Here is an 18520-nt window from a genome sequence, read left to right as displayed (position 1 = left end):
CGGAGCGGTGGCCGTCAGGTCCGACGCCATCCCGCGGCGCCCACCATCTCGGCGACCTGGGTGAACTTCACACGGGGCCGGCCCTTTTCTTGGCCGCGACGCCGTTCGCGACGGTCGATGGCCCGCATCCCGCGGTAGCCGATCACCGTCCGGACGCGTGTGCGCACCAACGCACCGAAGGCTCCGGGCTCGCGTTCGGTCCGGGGCAGCCGGCCCGCCGCGGCGTCGGCGATGAAGTCCTCGACAGTCCGCGTCGCACACATCTTGTTGGCGCCGATGCCGCCGCTGGGTCCGCGCTTGGCCCAGCCGAGCACATATCCGCCCGGCACGATCGCACCTGTCTCGTCGACGAGGCGACCGTCGACGTTGCTGAAGACGCCGCGCGCGTCGTCGAACGTGAGGCCGGGGATCGGGGTGGAGCGATAGCCGATCGAGCGCACCACGAGGTCGGTGGCGACGTGGTGACGCCCCTCGCCCGTGCGCACCGTGATCGACTCGACCTGCGAATCACCGGTGATCTCTTCGGGACTGCTGTGGAACAGGAACACGATCCGACGGCGCTTCGGGTCGGCGGGTTGACGGAACCGGGCGAGATCGGCACCTTCGGCGTCCTCGATCACCTCGACCTCGACACCCGGGATCTCCGACAGCGCACGGTATTCGGCCGCGGTGTACGCCGCGGACGCCTGGTCACGACGGCCCAGCAGCACCACTTCGTGTACGTTCTGCTCGGCGAGCAGCTCGAGCGCACGGTCGGCGATATCGGTGGTGGCCAACAAATCCGGCGGGGACACGAGGATTCGCGCGACATCGAGGGCCACGTTGCCCGTACCGACCACGACCGCTCGACCCGTCGCCGGCTCGTCGGCGGTTCCGCGGCGCAGCGGTGGCCCGGCATCGACACCGGGCACGCCGTTGTACCAGGCGACGAGATCGGTGGCCGACGTCGAACCCGGAAGGTCCTCACCCGGGATACCCAGGCGCCGTGACTCACTGGCACCGACCGCGTAGAACACCGCGTCGAAATGCTCCGCGAGTTCGGCCGGGGTGATCTGGTCGGCGCCGTCCCCGATGGTCACGTTGGTCAGCATCGTGACGCGCGGGTCGCGGTAAAGCAGGTCGAACCCGCGGAGCACGCCCTTGGTGCCCGGGTGGTCCGGGGCGACGCCGGCGCGCACGAGCCCACCGGGAGTGGGGAGTTTGTCGATGACGGTGACCTGCGCCTCGGTGCGGTCGAGCAGCGTGCGCAGGGCGTACCCGCCGGAGGGACCCGTTCCGACCAGCGCGACCCGAAGTCCCGCAGGCAGTTTCGGCACGTCCGGATAAGTGATCGACGACGCGGAGTCGTCACCGATGGGCGCCCATCCCGAGCGAACCTCCGGGTTGGTCTTGTAGTAGTCCGCGTTGATGTCGATGAAGACCTTGTCGCGGGTGCCGAGTTTGTCCGCCGGATAGATGGCGTCGACGGGGCAGGCATCGGCGCATGCGCCGCAGTCGATGCACGCCTCGGGGTCGATGTGCAGGATGTCGGAGCTGCCGAAGCCGCGCTCCTCGGGTGTCGGATGGATGCAGTTGACCGGGCACACGGCGACGCATGCTGCGTCACTGCAACACGATTGGGTGATGACGAACATCAGAGCATGTGCGCTTTCCGGTAGTACCGCATGGCGGGCTTGGTCAACAGTCCGACCTCGTCGAGGAATTCCATGAGGTGCGCGCAGCTGCTGCGGATCATCGAGTGGAAGTGCGAGTTGCTGCGCATCTCTCGGACCGCGCGGTCGACGTCGAGCCCGGCGTCGGCAAAGGCCTTGGGCTGCACCAGACTCGTCACGATGAAGTAGGCACCGACGGCGACCGCGAACGCACTGAACTGGCGGCGCGCCCAGCTGACGCCCTCCAGCGAGTCACGCACCTCTTCGCGCGCGAACTTCATGTGGCGCGATTCCTCGAGCACATGGATCTCGTTGACCGTGCGGATGAAGTCGAGCACGCGGTCGTCGCGCATGCAGCCGCGCTGAAAGACGTCCAGGACCTCTTCGGCGACCAGGATGCCGGCGTAGGCGACCTCGTTCTTCGCGGTCTGCATGAAGATCTTGCCGAGGCGCGAGACCTTCTTCGACGGATGGTAGGAGGCGCCGACCATCTTCTCCGACGCCTTGGCGAACATCAGCGAGTGCCGGCACTCGTCGGCGACCTCGGTGAGCGCGAACTGGAACTCCGAACCGTGGTAGTCGCCGAGGTACTGGTCGCGGATGACCATCTCCTGCAGGATCATCTCGAACCAGATCCCGATGTTCATGATCGAGGCGAACTCGTGGCGCGTCACCGAGATCCGCTGTTCCTCGGTGAGCTCGTCCCAGTACGCGGTCCCGTACAGCGACGACCATTCCGGACTGCACCCGTACTTGGTGGGGTCCATTGGTTTCGACCAGTCGATCTCGGTCATCGCGTTGCGCGACAGCCGGGCGGCCGACGCCAACAGCCGCGCCGAGACCTCTTCGGTGCCCTGGTCCCGGAGACTGATGACATTCTCGGATCGTTCCATCGCGGCGGTCATGGAGAACTCGCTTCCCGGTCGTCGTCGATCGTGACAATGATCGATGTAATGACAATGCGTGTTGTCAAGATAGCACCGCCGTGTGACCGAGTAAACGAATCGACGAATATACTCACCGGTAAGTTCAGCGCCGAGGATCGTCCTCGCAGGTCAGCGGCGTCGAAGCCGTCCGTTCAGTTGCAAGGAGTTCTCCATGCCCTCCATCTTCATCACCGGCGGCGCTGCCGGAATCGGTCTCGCCACCGCGGAGCGTTTCGGCCGCGACGGGTGGACAGTCGGCGTCTACGACGTCGATGCCGACGCGCTGGCGAAGGTGAAGGCCGACCATCCCGACTTCATCACCGGCACCCTCGACGTCCGCGAGCCGGAGCAGTGGGCCGAAGCTCTCGCCGAGTTCACCTCGCACACCGGCGGCACACTCGACGTCCTCGACAACAATGCCGGCATCCTCCACGAGGGCCAGATCGACCACATCACGCCGGACCAGATCAAGCGGCAGATCGACATCGACGCCCTCGGCGTCGCACTCGGCGCCCAGGCCGCATACCCGTACCTGAAGAAGACGCCGGGCGCGCACCTGGTGAACATCGGATCGGCGTCGGCGATCTACGGCCAGCCCGGCATCGCGGTCTACTCGGCGACGAAGTTCTTCGTCGCGGGCCTGACCGAGGCGCTCGAACTGGAATGGGAGCACGACGACATCCGCGTCGTCAGCATCTGGCCCCTGTGGGCGAAGACCGCCCTCGCCACCGGCGGCGCCAAGTCGACGAAGACCCTGGGCATCCGGATCACTCCCGAACAGGTCGCCGAGAAGATCTGGGAGTCGGTGCACCCGACCCGTCAGGACAAACTGCTCCACCGCACCAGCTACTCCGTCGGCGCGCAGACCCTGTTCCTGCAGAACGCCGCCAAGTTCATCCCGAACTTCCTGAACCGGGCAGTCAACAAGTACATCGCGCAGTAGTCCACCCCCACTCGCAAACCCACCCCTTTTGCGTGAACCCAACACTCTCGAACCAGGTGGGTCTACGGAGAAGGGGTGGGTTTGTCGGAAGGTGGGTCCGGACGGCGCATTCGTGCGTCTGATTCGTATGGACCTACCCACCGACCCGCATGGCCTGATTCTCCGCAAAGAAACCGCCGGCACCCACATCAGTGATGAACAGTTGCAGCACATGGTCGGCAACAAGACCCTCGTGCGGCTCTGGCCGGGCGCGTTGGCCGACTTCACCGCGGTCAGCGAACTCCAGGCAGTCGAGAAGCACCGCTTGACCGTCATTGCTGCGGCAAGGGCTGGACGACCCGGTCGGATCTTCAGTCACACTTCGTCAGCTGCCATGCATAGGTTGCCGATGCTGTGGCCCGACCTGTCGCAGGTCCATGTGACGTCGCCGAAAGTCGGAAAACGGGCCAAGCACATCGTCAGACATCAGGCCACCGTCAAGCCGCAGGACATCGACGTCATCGACGGGGTCACGGTGACATCCATCGAGCGCACGGCATGTGATGTCGCCCGACTGGGAACCAACCGGCAGGCCCTCGCGGTGCTCGACGCCGCGCTTCGACGTGACGCCGATCCGGACCGAATGAGACAGATCCTCGACTCGTGCCGAGGATTCAAGGGGGTCGAGATGCTCCGCCGCGCGCTGGCACACGCGAACGCATTGTCGGAGAGCATCGGCGAATCCCTCAGTCGCGCAGTCATGCTCGAGTTCCCCGACCTGCCGATCCCACGACAGCAGGTCAAGATCTTCGACGACCACGGCGTGTTCATCGCTCGCGTCGACTTCCTGCTGGCGAACAGGGTGATAGGCGAATTCGACGGCATGATCAAGTACAGCGGCGGCCTCGGCGACGAGCCCGCGTGGCAGACGGTGGTCGAAGAGAAGACGCGTGAGGACAGGCTGCGCGCGCAGGGGTACGCCCTCGTGCGGTGGACATGGCCGGACCTCGCCGACAAGGCGCGCTTCTAGGCGCAGATCACGAAGGCGCTTCGACTCGGCGGCGTCGAGTGACCCGCAAACCCACCCCTTTTCCGTAGATCCACCGCGCTCGGACCGGGTGGGTTCACGGAGAACGGGTGGGTTTGCAGCAAGGTCAGCGTCGTGCGGTCGGGAGCCGCACCGCGAACCGAAGGCTCACCAGGCGGAGCGCGGTCGCGAGGACCGATCCGACGACGAGCCAGATCCAGTGCGCCGCCGAGGTGTACGTCGCGCCGACCGCGACGATGGCGGCACCGAGTACCGCGGGTACGGCGTAGAGGTCGGCGGGTGTGAGGAGGAGCGGGATCTCATTCGAGATCACGTCGCGGAGCATGCCGCCACCCACCGCGGTGAGGAGCCCGACGGTCGTCGCGGCGAACGGGCTCGCCCCGACGTCGAGGGCGATGCTCGCACCCGTGGCGGCGAAGAGCCCCATCCCGAATGCGTCGAGCACGAGTATCGACCGGTGCAGTGCCGTGAAGGCGGGATGGAAGAAGAAGACGACGAGGCCGGCGACGGTCGCGGTGACGATGGGACCCCACCCGTTGATCGACGCGGGCGGGGTGATCCCCAGCAGGACGTCGCGTAATACGCCGCCGCCGACCCCGGTGAGCACGCCGACGGTGATGATCCCCCACATGTCGAAGTCCTTGCGGACCCCGAGCATCGCCCCCGACGCCGCGAACACCGCGATACCCGCGAAGTTGAGCACATCGAGCACCACGAGATCACCTCGCTATCCAGGGACAGGCCGGTCGGTCAGCACGCGAATGACCGCCCCGGGCGAACCAGGGGCGGTCATCGGTATGACAGTGCGGCGCCGATACGGCGACCGAACGAGGCTAGCGACGATCCAGGTCGATGAGGCCGGCGCGAGCCGCCTTGACCAGTCGACGCGGAATCCGCACGGGGACGCCGTTCACCTTCTCTTCTTGCAGTGCGGGGTTTTCCGCCTTCCACTGCGAACGACGGCTACGGGTGTTCGCCCGCGACATCCGGCGCTTCGGTACAGCCATGGTTGAGCCCTTCTCCTACTGTGGTCTGCGTGGCCGGTGGTGACGTCTGGCATCACTGGATCGGCCCCATCAGTGCACCCCTCGACCCGGCGCGGCCGCGGCACACAACCCGACCAGACTACCTGGCGAGGACGCCCGATTCCAAAATGGCCGATCCGCACGCGCCCGGGGTCGCCTGCTTCAGAGGTAGCCCCACGGCGATCGGAGGTCGGTCAACGCAATGGCCACCCAGTATGCAACCCACACGACGATGATGAACGCCCCGATGATGACCGCGGTGAGCGCCACCCCATCGCCGGTCTGCCTGCCACCCGACGCCGCGATCTGTTTCCGCGCGACGATGCCGAGCACCAGCCCGACGAGGCCGCCGACCCCGACGCACAGGAGACCCAGCAGGGAGGCCACCAGCGCGGCCACGGCCAATTTGTTGGTCGACGGGCCGTCGGCGTCGACGTGCCGGCCGTCTTCGGCGCGGGACTCGGCGGACGCCGATTCCGGGGATCGGGCATCGCCGGGCGGGGCGAACGGTTGCCCGGGCCGACCCGGGGGCGGACCCTGCTGGGGCGGACCGTACCCCGGCGGGGGGCCGTATCCCGGCCGGCCGGGGCCGGGTTGCCCCTGACCCGGTGGTCCGTAACCTTGCGGCTGTCCGTAGCCCTGCTGCTGACCGAATCCCGGCCGGGGAGGTGGTGGGGCTTGTCTCGGTGGCGTTCCCGCTGGGGACCGCGTCGAGATCACGCGCGTGGCGTCGTAACCGGACGGGGCCGGGCCACCCGGACCCGGGCCGCCGGGGCCACCGGGCGCGGGTGGCGGCGGAACCGGCTGTGCAGCGGACGGATTCGACGGTCCACCGGTGCGGATGACCCGGGTGACACCGTCGGCCGGACTGTGCGACTCGGGGATCTCCGTGTCATCCGGTCCGGCCCCGGGGGTCGAGGTCACCGGCACCGAGTCCGGCACCGCCTCGGGGACCGCCGCTTTCTGGGTCGGTTCCCACGGCGACGGGTCGGTTGCCGAGGTTTCCGAAGGTGGGCCGGATGGTGGGGATTGCGGTGCCTGGGCCGGATCCGTCGGATCGCTACCCCCGGTCGGAGTGGTCATCGGATGCCTTTCACAAGCTGTGCCGCAGCGGGAAAACGCGGGGAGATGCGTGCACGACCAACCGGCCGTGCATCAGGCTCAGCTTAGTGAGAAAGGGCTCCGAACTGGGCCGTAGTCGAAGAACATGACCCCGGATCGGCCCGATATTCGTTCAGTAGTAGTAGGTGGAGGAGCTCGTGTCGCCTGCGACTATCAGGACGATGAACAGAACGGTCCACACCACGCCACCGACGATGGCGAGCGCGCCGGTGATGATCCCGGCCAAGCCCATCCCCGAACCACTCTGCGTGCCACCGGACTGTTCGATGTCCCGTCGCGCCATGAACCCCAGCACGACGGCCGCGATGCCGACCGGTATCGACAGGAAGAACGAGAAGAACAAGCAGGCGATCAGCGAGACGACGCCGACGATGCCACAGATGAGCGCCGCGATCGCCTTGCCGTTGGTCTTCTGCGGCGGCGCGTATCCGTAACCGCCGCCGTAGGGCGCCGCGCTGTAGGGGTTCTGCGACCCGTACGCGCCGCCGTACGCCGGCGCCTGGTAGGGATCGTTGACCTGACCGTAGGACGCACCCGGCGGCTGTGCGTAGGGATCCTGGCTCGGCGTCCCGTAGCCCTGGTTGCCGGCCGGCGATCCGTACGGACTCTGGCCGTACTGCTCCTGACCGTACGGGTTCTGACCGTAGGCGTTCTGGCCGTAGGGGTCCGACGACGGACCCGGCTGGTAGGTCTGGCCGTATTCGGTCGGCGCGTACTCCGGTGCGGCACCCTGGCCCTGGTCACCCTTGGAGAGGTCGGGACCCGAGTTGCCCGAGGATCCCGAGCTCGGCACCGTACCCCAGTCGTCCTGGCCCTGGCCCGAGCCCTGTCCCGGTGGATAACTCACGCACAACCCCCATGTAGATCCGACACGATGTGTTCACCAGCCTAACGATTAGACTCAACCGGTGTCTGGCGTCATCTCCGGCTTCACGGTGATCTTCATTGTAGTCGGGGTGGGATATCTCCTCGGGCGCACGCGTGTCATCGGCGACCACGCCCACGAAGTCCTCTCCCGCCTGGTGTTCTTCGTCTTCACCCCGGCGCTGCTGTTCCATTCCATGGTCACCTCCGATCTGTCGGTCGTCTTCTCCTCGACGCTGGTGATCGCGGGCGGCAGCGCGTTTCTGATCGGTGCGGTGTACGTCGTCGTCGCCAAACTGTGGTTTCGACGCGCGGTTCCCGAACTCGTGATCGGCGGCCTGTCGTCGTCGTATGTCAACAGCGTCAATCTGGGTCTTCCGATCGCGATCTTCGTTCTCGACGACGCGTCGTTCATCGCACCGCTGCTGCTGTTCCAGATCCTGATCTACTCACCGATCGCGTTGCTCGCGCTGGATCTCACCGCGCTGGACCGGGATTCGGGGCGATCGCTGCTGCGGGACTCGCTCGTCGCCCCGATCACCAATCCGATCGTCGTCGGCGGACTCGCCGGTCTGTCGGTCTCGCTGATCGGTTGGACCCCGCCCGCGGCCCTGATGTCTCCGCTGAAGATGCTCGGTGACGCCTCCGTGCCGGCGGCGCTGCTGGCATTCGGCTTGTCGCTCACCGGCGTCGCGGTGTTCAAGAAGGGTGCGAGCCCCCGCCGCGACATCGCACTGGCAAGCGTGCTGAAGATGATCGTCATGCCGCTGGCCGTCTACGCCATCGCCCGTTGGGGATTCGGGCAGACCGGCGAGGCGTTGTTCGCGCAAGTGGTCATCGCGGCGTTGCCGACCGCACAGAATGTCCTGGTGTACGCGACCCGCTACCGGCGCGGTCAGATCCTCGCCCGGGACACGGCACTGATCACGACGCTCACGTCGATACCCACCATCATGATCATCGCCCTGCTGCTCGCCTGAACTCGTCAGGCGTCGGGCTCGTCCCGGGGCACATACTTGACGTCGACGCCGCCCATCAGAGCCAGTCCGGTCACCCGTACCACCGGTGCGCCGGGCCGGGACGCCTTCTGCGACCGGCCGCTGAATCCGCCCATGATGCCCAGTCCCCCGATCTCGACGGTCACTCCGTCGGGCATCTTGATCTCGACCCCGCCCATGATCGCCACGCACTGAACCGTCAGCACCGGCGCGGTGAACTCCACCTCGCGAAGGTCCAGTTCGACCCCGCCCATGATGGCGGTGGCGGTGAGTTGATCGGCGACCACCGCCGTCCCGGACAGCTCGCTCCCGGACATGATGGCCAACCGGTGGCGGACGGCCGTGTCCGCGCTGCCGCCCGTCACCCGCGGGCCCGGGGACAGGCTGGCCGCAGGCATCGCGACGCCGAGCTGTGCCACCGGGAGATCGTCGGTCAGGGCGTCAAGGTCACCAAAGGTCTTGGCGAGGACCGCTTTCCCGGCTCGCTCCTCGTACTCGACCGGAGACAGGCTGCCGTGCGCCATGGCGGCGGAGAGGATCTCGTGGACCAGTTCGCGGTCCGCATCCGCGGCGCGGAGTCGGGCACGACGGTCGTCGGGCATCGGTGAATCGCCGGGTTGGGTCACGTCTGGAAACCCTAGTTGCCCGAGTCCGGCACGACCACCCTGATCTTTCCCCGGAGACGACCCCGAGGAGTCGTCGGGCCGGTGCCTCGCACCGACGACCCCTCCGGCCAACTGCCCGACGAAAGGCCCGCCCGAGCGGCATAATCCAACACGTCCGGGCGGGACGGCCGACCGGCGTACATCGGAGGCGAAGATGAGTCAGCCCTACGATCCGGGCCAGTCCCCGTACGGTCAGCCGAACCATCAGCAGTCGCCCTTCCCCGGCAGCGGTCACCCGCCATCGGGCGGCTATGGACAACCCGCGTACCCGGGCTACCCGCCACCCCCCGCCCCGCGCAAGGACCGCGCCGGGATGCGACGGTGGGGCAAGATCCTGACCCTGCTCGGTGTGCTGATCCTGGTCCTGTCGGTCACCGTCGGGGTGGTCATGGCGATCGCCGGTATCGGGAACGTGGCCGACAAGGCGTTCGAGGTCAACCCCACCGCCGAGCAGTACTACGACGCCGGTGACGAGTTCCAGCTGTTCAGCAGCAGCACGAACGGCGTACCCGCCTGCGAGATCACCGGTCCCGCTGCGCTGGCGTCGGGTACCAACTCGACGACCGAGTTCACCTTCGACGGTTCCGGGGTCGAATCGTTCGATTCGTTCGAGGTCGTGGAATCCGGCACCTACTCGTTCCAGTGCGATTCGCCGGCCGTCGTCGCATCCATCGACGCGTCCGGCATCCTCAGCGGTGTCGGCGGCGTGCTGCTCGCAGTCGTCGGCGGTGGATTCGGCGGCCTGCTCGCACTGGTGGGCATCGTGCTCTGGATCATCGCCGGCCGAAAGCCGAAGACCGTCTGACATTCTCGCGTCGACACATTCGCACCGACGTCGCCGCGGCGCTCATCGACGGGGCCTCGATCAGCCGCGCCGGCGTCCCTTCCGGGCCCGCAGATAGTCGCCGACCACGGCGGCGCCGAGACCGTCGACGTCCGGCGCCACCACGCGTCCGCCGATCCGGCGGGCGATCTGATCCATGAAATGGGCCAGCCCGGGATCCTCGCCGAGACGGAAGAACGTGACCTGGGCGCCGATTCGCGCGACATGGTCGAGTTCCCGAACCGTCAGCGCGATGGTCTGCGGGTGCGGCGGATAGAAGAAGAACGGTTCCCCACTCGGATCGAGATGCGCGGTCGGCTCTCCGTCGGTGACCACCAGGACCACCGGCTGCGCATTCGGGAACCGCCGGAGGTGTCGCTGGGCGAGCAACAGTGCGTGATGCAGGTTGGTCCCCTGCTCCATCCGCGGTTGCAGACCGGTCAGCTCCGCGATGTCGATCGACCGCGCATACCTTCCGAACGCGATGAGGTGGAGTTCGTCGCTGCGGAAGCGCGTCGAGATCAGATGATTCAGGGCGATCGCGGTGCGCTTCATGGGCGTCCACCGGCCCTCCATCTCCATCGAGAAGGACGTGTCCACGAGCAGGACCACCGCTGCCTGCGTACGACTCTCGGTCTCCGAGACCTCGACGTCGCGGACGTCGATACGCACTCCCGATCGCGCCATCTCCGACGTCGCCAGCGACGGTTCGTGGGTCTCGGACACGGTGCGCAGCACCGCATTCGACACGGTCCGGGTGACGTCCCAGGGGTCGGTGTCGCCGAATTCCCACTCCCGGGAAGCGCCGGTCGGCTCGCCGAGCAGTCCGGTCTGGCGCGTCTGGCGATCGCCCCGGCGGCCCGACAGCTGCTCGGCGATGTCGCGGAAGATCGACTGACCGAGCTGGCGCATCGCCTTCGGGCTCAGCCGGAGCTGACCGTCTGCGGTGCGGTCGAAGAAACCCTGCTCGGACAGCGCCTTCTCGAGCTCGGCCAGCATTCTCGCGTCGACCGCCGCGTCGTCGCCGAGCTGCCGGGCGAGCGCGTCGAGATCGATGTCGTCCATCTGCGCGCCGGCATACTGCTGTGACAGCTGCTCGGAGAGCGCCTCCAGTTCGGAGATGTCGCGTAGTGCCGCGGCCCCCTCGCCCAGTCCCATCGGCTGGTCGCCGGAGAACGACTGCGCGTCGTCCCAGTCGAGACCGGGCCGGGCCGCCCGGAGCTGCGAATCCATCTGCGCCAGTTGATTCATGAGGTCCGGCGATCCGAATGCCTGCTGCGTCAGCTGGTCGAGCTCGGCCCGCTGCTCGGGGGTCAGCGAGTTGTAGAACTGCTGTGCCGCGGCCGCGCGCTGGGCGAGGGAATCGATGAGTTCTTCGGTGTTGCGCGGGTTCTCCGGGAAGAACTCACCGTGCTTGGCCATGAACTCGTCGAATGCCTCGGTGGTGTCCTCGCCCCGGTTGTGCGCGGCGAGGAGCTCGTTGAGGTCGCCGAGCATCTCCGAGATCCGTTGCCGATCCTGCTCGTTCGCCCCCTCGAGCGCTTCCTTCATGCCGGCGAAGCGCTGGTCGAGCAATTCCCGGCCGAGCAGGTCCTTGATCTTGCCGTAGTCCTCACGCGCCTGCGGACTGCGCCAGTTGTACTCCGACAGCTCTTCGACGGCCTGGGCGGTCGACGGCGGCAGACTCCCGATCTGCATCTCGGCGAAGCGGGCGTCGTCGTCGAGATCACGGGCGAGTTGCTTGCGCTCCTCGAGTACCGCACGGTCGAGGAGTTCACGGATCTCGGCGAAGGTGCCGTCGAGGTTGCGCTTCTTCAGCAGTTCCTGCCGGCGACGGTTGATCTGCTCGCGCAACTTGTCGAGTCCGCGCATGTTCGGCGTCCCGCGACGCAGCAGTTCTCGGAGCGCCCGCTGCGGCGACACGCCGGCCATGACATCGTCGCCGATCGTCTCCAACGCCTCCCGCAGATCGACCGGCGGCGCGAGCGGATCGGGGCCGCCGCTGTACCGCTGGTAGCGCGAACGGTGAAAGCTCTTGCGCGCCATGTGTTCTCCTCGTTTCGTCACGAACCCTTCGTGGCTCGTCGCTAACGCTCCTCGCACCTCAGGGAGCAAAGGCGGTTCCTGCACTCTCGCTCTCGCAGCGAGCCCTGCTCCCTGAGGTGCGAGCGAAGCGAGCCACGAAGGGTGCCGCTCACCCGTAGATCGTCTGCCCGGTCTCGTCGGCCTCCTTGCCGATCCGTCGGGCGAGGAAGAGTCCCTCGAGCGCGAGCTCGACCGCGCTGGCACGCTCCCCGTCCGAGTCCGCCTCGAGGCGCTCGGCGATCTGGTCCAGAACGCCGGAGGTGGTGTCCGGCGACGGGATGGAACCCAGCAGGTCGTCGGCACGCACCCGGTCGCCGGTGACCACCGGCTCGCCGTTCTCGAGGGCGGCGACGAGCGGCGCCATGTCGACGCCGCCGAGGTGGGCCCGCACCGCGTCGGCGATGGACTTGCGCATCAGGTGCTCGAGGATCTCGAGTTCCCGGCCCTCTTCGCCGGACTCGAACTCGATCTTGCCGCGCAGCACCTCGATCACCGACTCGAGATCGACCACGCGTGCCACCGCCTGGTCCTCGCCCGTCACCGTCGCCCGGTGAAGCGCCGCGGCCGCAACGGTTTCGGCACCGGCGATGGAGAAGCGGGCGGAGACTCCCGATCGCTGGTCGATCGACGGATGGTCACGGGCGTAGCGGGTGAACCGCGCCAGGATCTCGGTGATGAACGTCGGGACGCTGGCCGTCAGATCCGCCTCCTGCTCGATCACCGACACCTCGTCGTCGAGCTCGAGCGGGTAGTGCGTCCGGATCTCGGCGCCGAAGCGGTCCTTGAGCGGGGTGATGATCCGGCCGCGGTTGGTGTAGTCCTCCGGGTTGGCACTGGCCATCACCAGGACGTCGAGCGGCAATCTCAGGGTGTAGCCGCGGACCTGGATGTCGCGCTCCTCCATCACGTTCAGCATCGACACCTGGATCCGCTCGGCGAGATCGGGCAGCTCGTTGATGGCCACGATGCCGCGGTGCGAGCGCGGGATGAGCCCGAAGTGGATCGTCTCCGGGTCGCCGAGACTGCGTCCCTCGGCGACCTTCATCGGGTCGATGTCACCGACGAGGTCGGCCACGGAGGTGTCCGGCGTGGCCAGCTTCTCGCTGTAGCGCTGCGAACGGTGACGCCACTCGATCGGCAGATCGTCGAGCAGGTTGGCGGCCTTTCGGATCGACCCGGGGGTGATGGGTTCGTAGGGATGCTCGGCCAGCTCGGAACCCGCGATGACCGGCGTCCACTCGTCGAGGAGCCCGACGAGGGTGCGCAGGATGCGGGTCTTGCCCTGGCCGCGCTCGCCGAGCATGACGACGTCGTGGCCGGCGATCAGCGCCCGTTCCAACTGCGGGATGACCGTCGCCTCGAAGCCCACGATGCCCGGCCAGGGGTCGCGTCCCTCGCGGAGTGCGGACAGCAGGTTGTTGCGGATCTCGTCGCGCACACTGCGCTGCACGTGACCGCTGGCACGCAGTTCACCCAGGGTTCGGGGTGACGGATGCCGGGTTTCGGTCGACTGGGAGCCATGCGTGGTGAAGTTGTCCTCTGGCACCTCATCGAGGCTACTCCGCGTTGTCGAGCGCGTGCTCGTCATCACTCCTCGTCGCCGGCGTCCATCGCGGGTCCCGGCCGATGAATCCCATGAGGCGACTCACCGGGTCGGCATCGGCATCCACCTCGACCTTCGGACCGTACTGACCCGAACTGCGGAGGATGTCGTCGATGGACGCCATGCCCTCGAGCAGTTGTCCGGCGAATCCGGGGTCGAGGTCGGGGGTGACGCCCTGCGATCGGGCGAGATCCCACGTGTGCATGTACGCGTCGGCGGTGTAGAACCGGTCGATCGCCTCGACGAGTCGATGCTCGCCCGCCATCGGGTGGGTGAACGTGTCCTCGGCGGCCGGCCCGTCGAGGAGTGCCTGCACCGAGGCGGCGTGCTGTGACCACGCCCCGGCCGGGTCGTCGGCGACAGCGGGGCCCGCGGGCAGAGTCACCCCACCGGCGGCGAGGAAGCCGGTGAACCAGTCGACGAGGTGGGCGACGACGTCGCGCGCCACCCACCCGTCGACCGGCGTCGGCGCCTCCCAGTCGCGGACGTCGGCGATGGCCTCCGCGAAGTCGGACGCCACCTCACGGTGCCGGCCGGACGCGTCGAGTGCGGACAGAGTTACGTCGGCCACGGTCAGATCGCGCCCTCGGTGAGCATGCGGTCGAGTGCGGCGTATCCCTCGTTCACGCCGACCTCCATGCCCGAGGCGAGCCAACCGTCGCGCGCTTCGAAGCTGTCGCACAGGGATTGGGCGTGGAGCCGCGTTGTGCCGTCGCCCAGATCCTCGAACCACAGGGTCTCCAGCGACACCGCATCGGGCATGCCGAGGAAGGTGAACGTCTGCACGATCTTGTCCTCGCCCACGGTGTGGAAGCACCCGCGGAATCCGAACTCCTGCCCCTCGTGGGTGGAGACATAGCTCCAACTGCCGCCGTCGCGGACGTCCCAGTCGATGATCCGGCTGCTGATCGCGTCCGGTCCGATCCACCGGACGAAGAGTTCGGGGTCGGTGTGGGCTTTCATCAGTTGCGCGGGCGTCCCGCGGAAGTCGCGGGTGATGCGGATGAGGGGCACCTCTTTGTCGGCCTCGATGGCGGCCTCGGGATAGCGGGTCTGCGTTGCGGTCATGACACCTTTCCTTCCTTGTGGGGTGGTTGTTCGACCTCGGGGTCCGACACCGTCGGATGCTGGGCCTCGGGGCCGTCGTTCATCGCGGCGAGCAACGCGTCGAGGCGCTGGTAGCGCTCCTCCGCCCGCTTCCGATACCGCTCGATCCATTTGGTCATGAGGTCGAACACCTCTGCTTCCAGATGGACCGGGCGGGTCTGGGCCTCCCGGGTTCGGGTCACCAGACCGGCGTCCTGCAACACCTTCAGATGCTTCGAGACGGCCTGGATGCTGACGTCGTACGGTTCGGCGAGCTGACTGACCGTCGCATCCGAGACCGCGAGCCGCGCAACCATGTCGCGCCGTGTCGGGTCCGCGAGTGCGGCGAACACCTTGGACAACTCGTCTGCCATCCGACCTCCTCAACCGTTTGGTTGAATACGATGGTGCGCCGGACCGACGACGTTGTCAACCCCCCGGTTGAATAAGCAGGTCCGGTTAAGCGCGGTGCAAGACGAACCGAGGGGGCATACGAGAACTCCCACCGCCGGCCGGGTGGCCGATGGTGGGAGTTCGGGATCGTCGGGAGGCCGCGGTCAGGCCGGCCCGATGGGCGCCTCGCCGCGCAGGGTGATCCGGTGCATCACCCGGCGGGCGTCGCCGTAGTCACGGTTCGCGTAGTGCAGCGTGTTCCGGTTGTCCCAGAGCACGAGATCGCCGAGACGCCAGCGGTGGCGGACGATGTGTTCGGGCTTCGTGATGTGCGCGTAGAGCAGGTCGAGGATGCCACGGCTCTCCGCCTCGGAGACGCCGTCGATGTGCGAGGTGAAACCGGGATTGACGAACAACGACTTCCGGCCCGTCTCGGGATGGATGCGCACCACCGGATGGGTGACCGGCACCAGCTCGGTGACCTCCTCACCGTCCCAGGTGTTGCCGCGGCCGTTGCGTCGTTGCTCGAGGTAGTACCCGAATTCGCGGTTGCCGTCGTGTACCGCGCTGAGTCCGTCGATCATCCGCCGGACCGGTTCCGACAGTGACTGGTACGCGAGCTCGGCGTCCGCCCAGTTGGTGTCACCGCCGTTGCGCGGCAACACAACCGGACGCAGAATCGAGCCCATCGGCGGACGCGGCATGAAGGTGACGTCGGTGTGCCACACGTCGGCGAAGCCGTTGTCGGCGCTGTCGAGCGAGTAGACCTCGCCGGGGACGTCGCCGCTGTTCCACACCGGATGCCCGAAGGTCAGGTCTCCCAGCCGGTTTCCGAACCGGATGTGCGCCTCGTCGTCGAGGTGCTGATCGCGCAGGACGATGACCTTGTAGTCGATCAGCGCCCGGCGCAGCGCGGACACCTGGGCGTCGGTGGCGGACGCGACGTCGACACCGCGGATCTCGGCACCGAAACTCGGGCCGAACTCGTCGATGTCGAATTCGACTCCGCCGGAGATGCTTCCGGCGTCAGGACGGTGCGTGGTGGCGACGGGGCGAGAGGTGGTGGTCATGAGGATCGTTCTCCAGGTCGATGCAGGCTGGGGTCGGAGCGGGGTGCGCCGGCGGCGAACCGTGATGCGATCCGTCCCCCCAGTTCATCGAGTGGAGGGTGCCCTGGTGTCCGCTGATCGAGCCGAACGCGCCTCGCGTATTTCCGCTGGTTGAGCCGGCGACGAGCCGAGTCGAAGCCACTGCGGTGGCGGGCGACGCTGGAACGGAGGACACCCCCACTTTCTAACCGGCCGCCGCGCCACCGCACAGGGTTGAGCCCACGCTGAGGAAAAGGCCGGCCACTCATGCGACCGCGACATCCTTCACCTCAGCATCTTTCGCGGCGCGTCATGTACAGGTGTCCCCACCAGTAGTAGTCGGCATAGCCGCGGATGCCGTCGTGCGTGGTGGACATGTCGACGAAGGCCTGCCACACGGTGCCCAGACGCGGCACGAAGGTCTCACTCCAGATCCCGCTGACGGCGACGACCTGCCACACCGCGGCGAACACCACCACCGAGAGCAATGGGAGTCCCACCCGGGTCAACAGTGATCGCGCGCGAGACGAACCGCCGGGCGACGTGCGCTCCGCCCCACCACCCGCTTCGTCCGGGGTGATGTCCACAAACAAGGTCACCGTGCATGTCTAGACATCGCGAACCCCCGCGACCAGAGTTTCCCTCTCCGCGAGGAAAACTCCCGCCGGATGCAAACGGATCCGGGGCGATGTGCTTGTGGCGTGGGGTTTCTCTGGTCGCGTCCGCGTGGGCCTTGCCTAGAACACGAACTGCGCGGTCACCTCGGCGACGCCGGCCAGCGCGGACTGGACGCGAGCGTGTAGAGCGAGTCCGGCGGCTGTCCATCCGGGTTCGTCGTCGAGGTCGGCGTCGTGTGAACGCGCGTTCCACACGTCGTTCCACTCGGTGAGCTCCGCTGCCAACTCGGGGTCGAGGCCCAGGCGCACTGGGTCGGCGGGGTAGTTCTCGGTGAAGTTCTCCCAGAGTGGTCCGGCGCTTCACTCGGGGAACATGCGGATGAGCCGCAGACCGTCGGGAAGCACCACCGGTCGTGACTCTGCGGAGCGGGAGGCAAGATATCGCAGTTGCATCTCGGCTCGCCCTGCCCGCTCGACCCGTGTACGAGCGGGCTCCCGATAGTCGTACCCCGACAGCCACATCAATCGCTCATGATCGGCTCGATCGTCGACGACAGCGAGCGACCACAACTTGTCCTGATCGGTGAAGAAGTAATCCGCGTCCGAGATCACCGTCGTCACATCACATCCGGAGTAGTCGAGGACCTCCGCGCGGTAACCGGCCCCGTCGTACTCGAAACCGAAGAGTCTCAAGCGTGTCTCGTCACCGGCGTCATCGCCACCCGACCGCGCTGTGTTGCTGTTCGTCATCTCTTCACACCCCCGATCGGTCAGGATCTCACATTTGCCCGGCCGCGCGGAGGGACAAACCCTTTGCGACCGAGGTGCGCGACAAGACGCCTCCGCGCCCTAGGCGCGGAAGCGTACGCAACGAGATGGTCCACGCTCCCTTCTCCAGAAGAATCACGGCCCACTCGCCCGCCCTGTTCCCGGAGGAGCGCCCGAAGCTCGGGGAGGGCGTCAGCCCTGCTCCCTGATCCGAAAGAACCGCAAAACCCCTGGTCCCTGAGGAGCGTCCGGAGCTTGCGGAGCGCGCTACCCCACCGCTCCCTGAGGAGCGCCCGGAGCTTGCGGAGGGCGCGTCACGAAGACATCCCAGGGGTGCAAGGTGTCAAGCGGCGAGGTTGGTGCGGTGGTTCCAGGCGGTGTGTTCGTTGTAGAGGGTGCGGTGGGCCAGGCAGCCGTGGAGGATGCCGACGAGCCGGTTGGCGACCGCACGCAAGGCTTGGGTGTGGGATTTCTTTTGGTCGCGGAGACTGTCGTAGTAGGCGCGGGCGCCGGGACTGCCGGTCAGCGCGCCTTGGGCCATGCACATGGCGGCGGCGTTGAGTCGGGTGTTGCGGATATGGCGGGCCAGCACGACGTGTCCTTTGCCGGAGGCGATGGTGCGTGGTGAGGTGCCGGCGTAGTTTCTGCGAGACTTGGCGGTGGCATAGCGTTCGGGGTCGTCCCCGAACTCGCCGAGCATCCGGGCGCCGGTGATGTCACCGACTCCGGGCATGGACAGGTGAATCACCCTAGGTTCTGTGCCGCCTCCAATATGGGCTGGTCCTCGGGGCCGAGGCCAGCGTAGTGAAGCGTTTCGAACTCGGTCGGGGGGATC

The 18520-nt window shown here is 67.2% G+C and carries 19 protein-coding genes and 2 pseudogenes; 4 read left to right on the top strand and 17 right to left on the bottom strand.

The window, feature by feature from the left end; translation table 11 throughout:
* Positions 1–14 precede the first annotated feature (14 nt).
* Together ACFVHY_RS16760 and ACFVHY_RS16755 are read right to left on the bottom strand one after the other, a co-directional pair.
* The gene (locus ACFVHY_RS16760; protein WP_390273862.1) at positions 15–1634 is read right to left on the bottom strand and encodes an FAD-dependent oxidoreductase; all 1620 of its coding nucleotides are present in this window, start codon (positions 1632–1634) and stop codon (positions 15–17) included.
* Positions 1634–2557, bottom strand: coding sequence for a diiron oxygenase (locus ACFVHY_RS16755; protein WP_004020056.1), 924 nt, complete (start codon positions 2555–2557; stop codon positions 1634–1636). Before ACFVHY_RS16755 ends, ACFVHY_RS16760 begins: the two co-directional genes overlap by 1 nt.
* 193 nt (positions 2558–2750) lie before the next feature.
* Here ACFVHY_RS16755 and ACFVHY_RS16750 point away from each other — a divergent pair, with 193 nt between their 5' ends.
* Complete coding sequence (locus ACFVHY_RS16750; protein WP_390273860.1) at positions 2751–3521, top strand: SDR family oxidoreductase; 771 nt, start codon at positions 2751–2753, stop codon at positions 3519–3521.
* 127 nt (positions 3522–3648) lie between these two features.
* Entirely contained in the window at positions 3649–4530 is an 882-nt protein-coding gene (locus ACFVHY_RS16745) for a hypothetical protein (RefSeq protein WP_390274042.1), read from the top strand.
* 124 nt (positions 4531–4654) lie between these two features.
* On the opposite strand, the gene ACFVHY_RS16740 is transcribed toward ACFVHY_RS16745, so the two are convergent.
* From ACFVHY_RS16740 to ACFVHY_RS16725, 4 genes are all read right to left on the bottom strand, one after another.
* Entirely contained in the window at positions 4655–5263 is a 609-nt protein-coding gene (locus ACFVHY_RS16740) for a trimeric intracellular cation channel family protein (RefSeq protein WP_390273858.1), read from the bottom strand.
* Positions 5264–5381: 118 nt separating this feature from the next.
* The gene (gene rpmF, locus ACFVHY_RS16735; protein WP_004020060.1) at positions 5382–5555 is read right to left on the bottom strand and encodes a 50S ribosomal protein L32; all 174 of its coding nucleotides are present in this window, start codon (positions 5553–5555) and stop codon (positions 5382–5384) included.
* Between the two features lie 180 nt (positions 5556–5735).
* Complete coding sequence (locus tag ACFVHY_RS16730; RefSeq protein WP_390273856.1) at positions 5736–6656, bottom strand: DUF4190 domain-containing protein; 921 nt, start codon at positions 6654–6656, stop codon at positions 5736–5738.
* Between the two features lie 151 nt (positions 6657–6807).
* Positions 6808–7542 (bottom strand): DUF4190 domain-containing protein, encoded by a 735-nt coding sequence (locus ACFVHY_RS16725; RefSeq protein WP_390273854.1) that lies wholly within the window; start codon positions 7540–7542, stop codon positions 6808–6810.
* 61 nt (positions 7543–7603) lie between these two features.
* On the opposite strand from ACFVHY_RS16725, the gene ACFVHY_RS16720 reads away from it, so the two are divergent.
* Entirely contained in the window at positions 7604–8539 is a 936-nt protein-coding gene (locus tag ACFVHY_RS16720; protein ID WP_390273851.1) for an AEC family transporter, read from the top strand.
* Positions 8540–8544: 5 nt separating this feature from the next.
* Here the strand turns inward: ACFVHY_RS16720 and ACFVHY_RS16715 are convergent, their stop codons facing one another.
* Positions 8545–9183 carry a DUF1707 domain-containing protein gene (locus ACFVHY_RS16715; RefSeq protein WP_390273849.1) on the bottom strand — a complete coding sequence of 213 codons (639 nt, stop codon included), beginning with the start codon at positions 9181–9183 and terminating at the stop codon, positions 8545–8547.
* 193 nt (positions 9184–9376) lie between these two features.
* Between ACFVHY_RS16715 and ACFVHY_RS16710 the strand changes: the two genes are divergently transcribed.
* Positions 9377–10027: a hypothetical protein gene (locus tag ACFVHY_RS16710; RefSeq protein WP_390273846.1), complete on the top strand. Its 651-nt coding sequence runs from the start codon at positions 9377–9379 to the stop codon at positions 10025–10027.
* Between the two features lie 60 nt (positions 10028–10087).
* Here ACFVHY_RS16710 and ACFVHY_RS16705 read toward each other — a convergent pair whose 3' ends face one another.
* The 10 genes and pseudogenes from ACFVHY_RS16705 to ACFVHY_RS16660 form a co-directional block, all read right to left on the bottom strand.
* Positions 10088–12091, bottom strand: coding sequence for a VWA domain-containing protein (locus ACFVHY_RS16705; RefSeq protein ID WP_390273844.1), 2004 nt, complete (start codon positions 12089–12091; stop codon positions 10088–10090).
* A gap of 148 nt (positions 12092–12239) precedes the next feature.
* The gene (locus ACFVHY_RS16700; protein ID WP_390273842.1) at positions 12240–13718 is read right to left on the bottom strand and encodes a sigma 54-interacting transcriptional regulator; all 1479 of its coding nucleotides are present in this window, start codon (positions 13716–13718) and stop codon (positions 12240–12242) included.
* Positions 13687–14304 (bottom strand): TIGR03086 family protein, encoded by a 618-nt coding sequence (locus tag ACFVHY_RS16695; protein ID WP_390273840.1) that lies wholly within the window; start codon positions 14302–14304, stop codon positions 13687–13689. Before ACFVHY_RS16695 ends, ACFVHY_RS16700 begins: the two co-directional genes overlap by 32 nt.
* A 2-nt stretch (positions 14305–14306) precedes the next feature.
* On the bottom strand, positions 14307–14801 hold the full coding sequence (locus ACFVHY_RS16690; protein WP_390273838.1) for an SRPBCC domain-containing protein: 495 nt from the start codon (positions 14799–14801) through the stop codon (positions 14307–14309).
* Positions 14798–15193: an ArsR/SmtB family transcription factor gene (locus tag ACFVHY_RS16685; RefSeq protein WP_390273836.1), complete on the bottom strand. Its 396-nt coding sequence runs from the start codon at positions 15191–15193 to the stop codon at positions 14798–14800. The genes ACFVHY_RS16690 and ACFVHY_RS16685 overlap by 4 nt, the downstream gene beginning before the upstream one ends.
* 183 nt (positions 15194–15376) lie before the next feature.
* Complete coding sequence (locus ACFVHY_RS16680; RefSeq protein ID WP_390273833.1) at positions 15377–16282, bottom strand: TauD/TfdA dioxygenase family protein; 906 nt, start codon at positions 16280–16282, stop codon at positions 15377–15379.
* A gap of 320 nt (positions 16283–16602) precedes the next feature.
* Positions 16603–16899, bottom strand: a pseudogene (locus tag ACFVHY_RS16675) (ABC transporter permease); the annotation flags it as partial.
* 138 nt (positions 16900–17037) lie between these two features.
* Positions 17038–17226, bottom strand: coding sequence for a hypothetical protein (locus tag ACFVHY_RS16670; protein ID WP_390273831.1), 189 nt, complete (start codon positions 17224–17226; stop codon positions 17038–17040).
* A 51-nt stretch (positions 17227–17277) separates the two neighbouring features.
* Complete coding sequence (locus tag ACFVHY_RS16665) at positions 17278–17667, bottom strand: hypothetical protein (RefSeq protein ID WP_390273829.1); 390 nt, start codon at positions 17665–17667, stop codon at positions 17278–17280.
* Between the two features lie 361 nt (positions 17668–18028).
* Positions 18029–18430, bottom strand: a pseudogene (locus tag ACFVHY_RS16660) (transposase); the annotation flags it as partial.
* Positions 18431–18520: the final 90 nt, after the last annotated feature.

This window comes from Gordonia sp. NPDC127522 (assembly GCF_042672305.1).
Lineage (GTDB): Bacteria > Actinomycetota > Actinomycetes > Mycobacteriales > Mycobacteriaceae > Gordonia > Gordonia hongkongensis.
The sequence above is the reverse complement of the archived record's forward strand: the minus strand, read 5'-3'. Positions and strand labels throughout refer to the sequence as shown.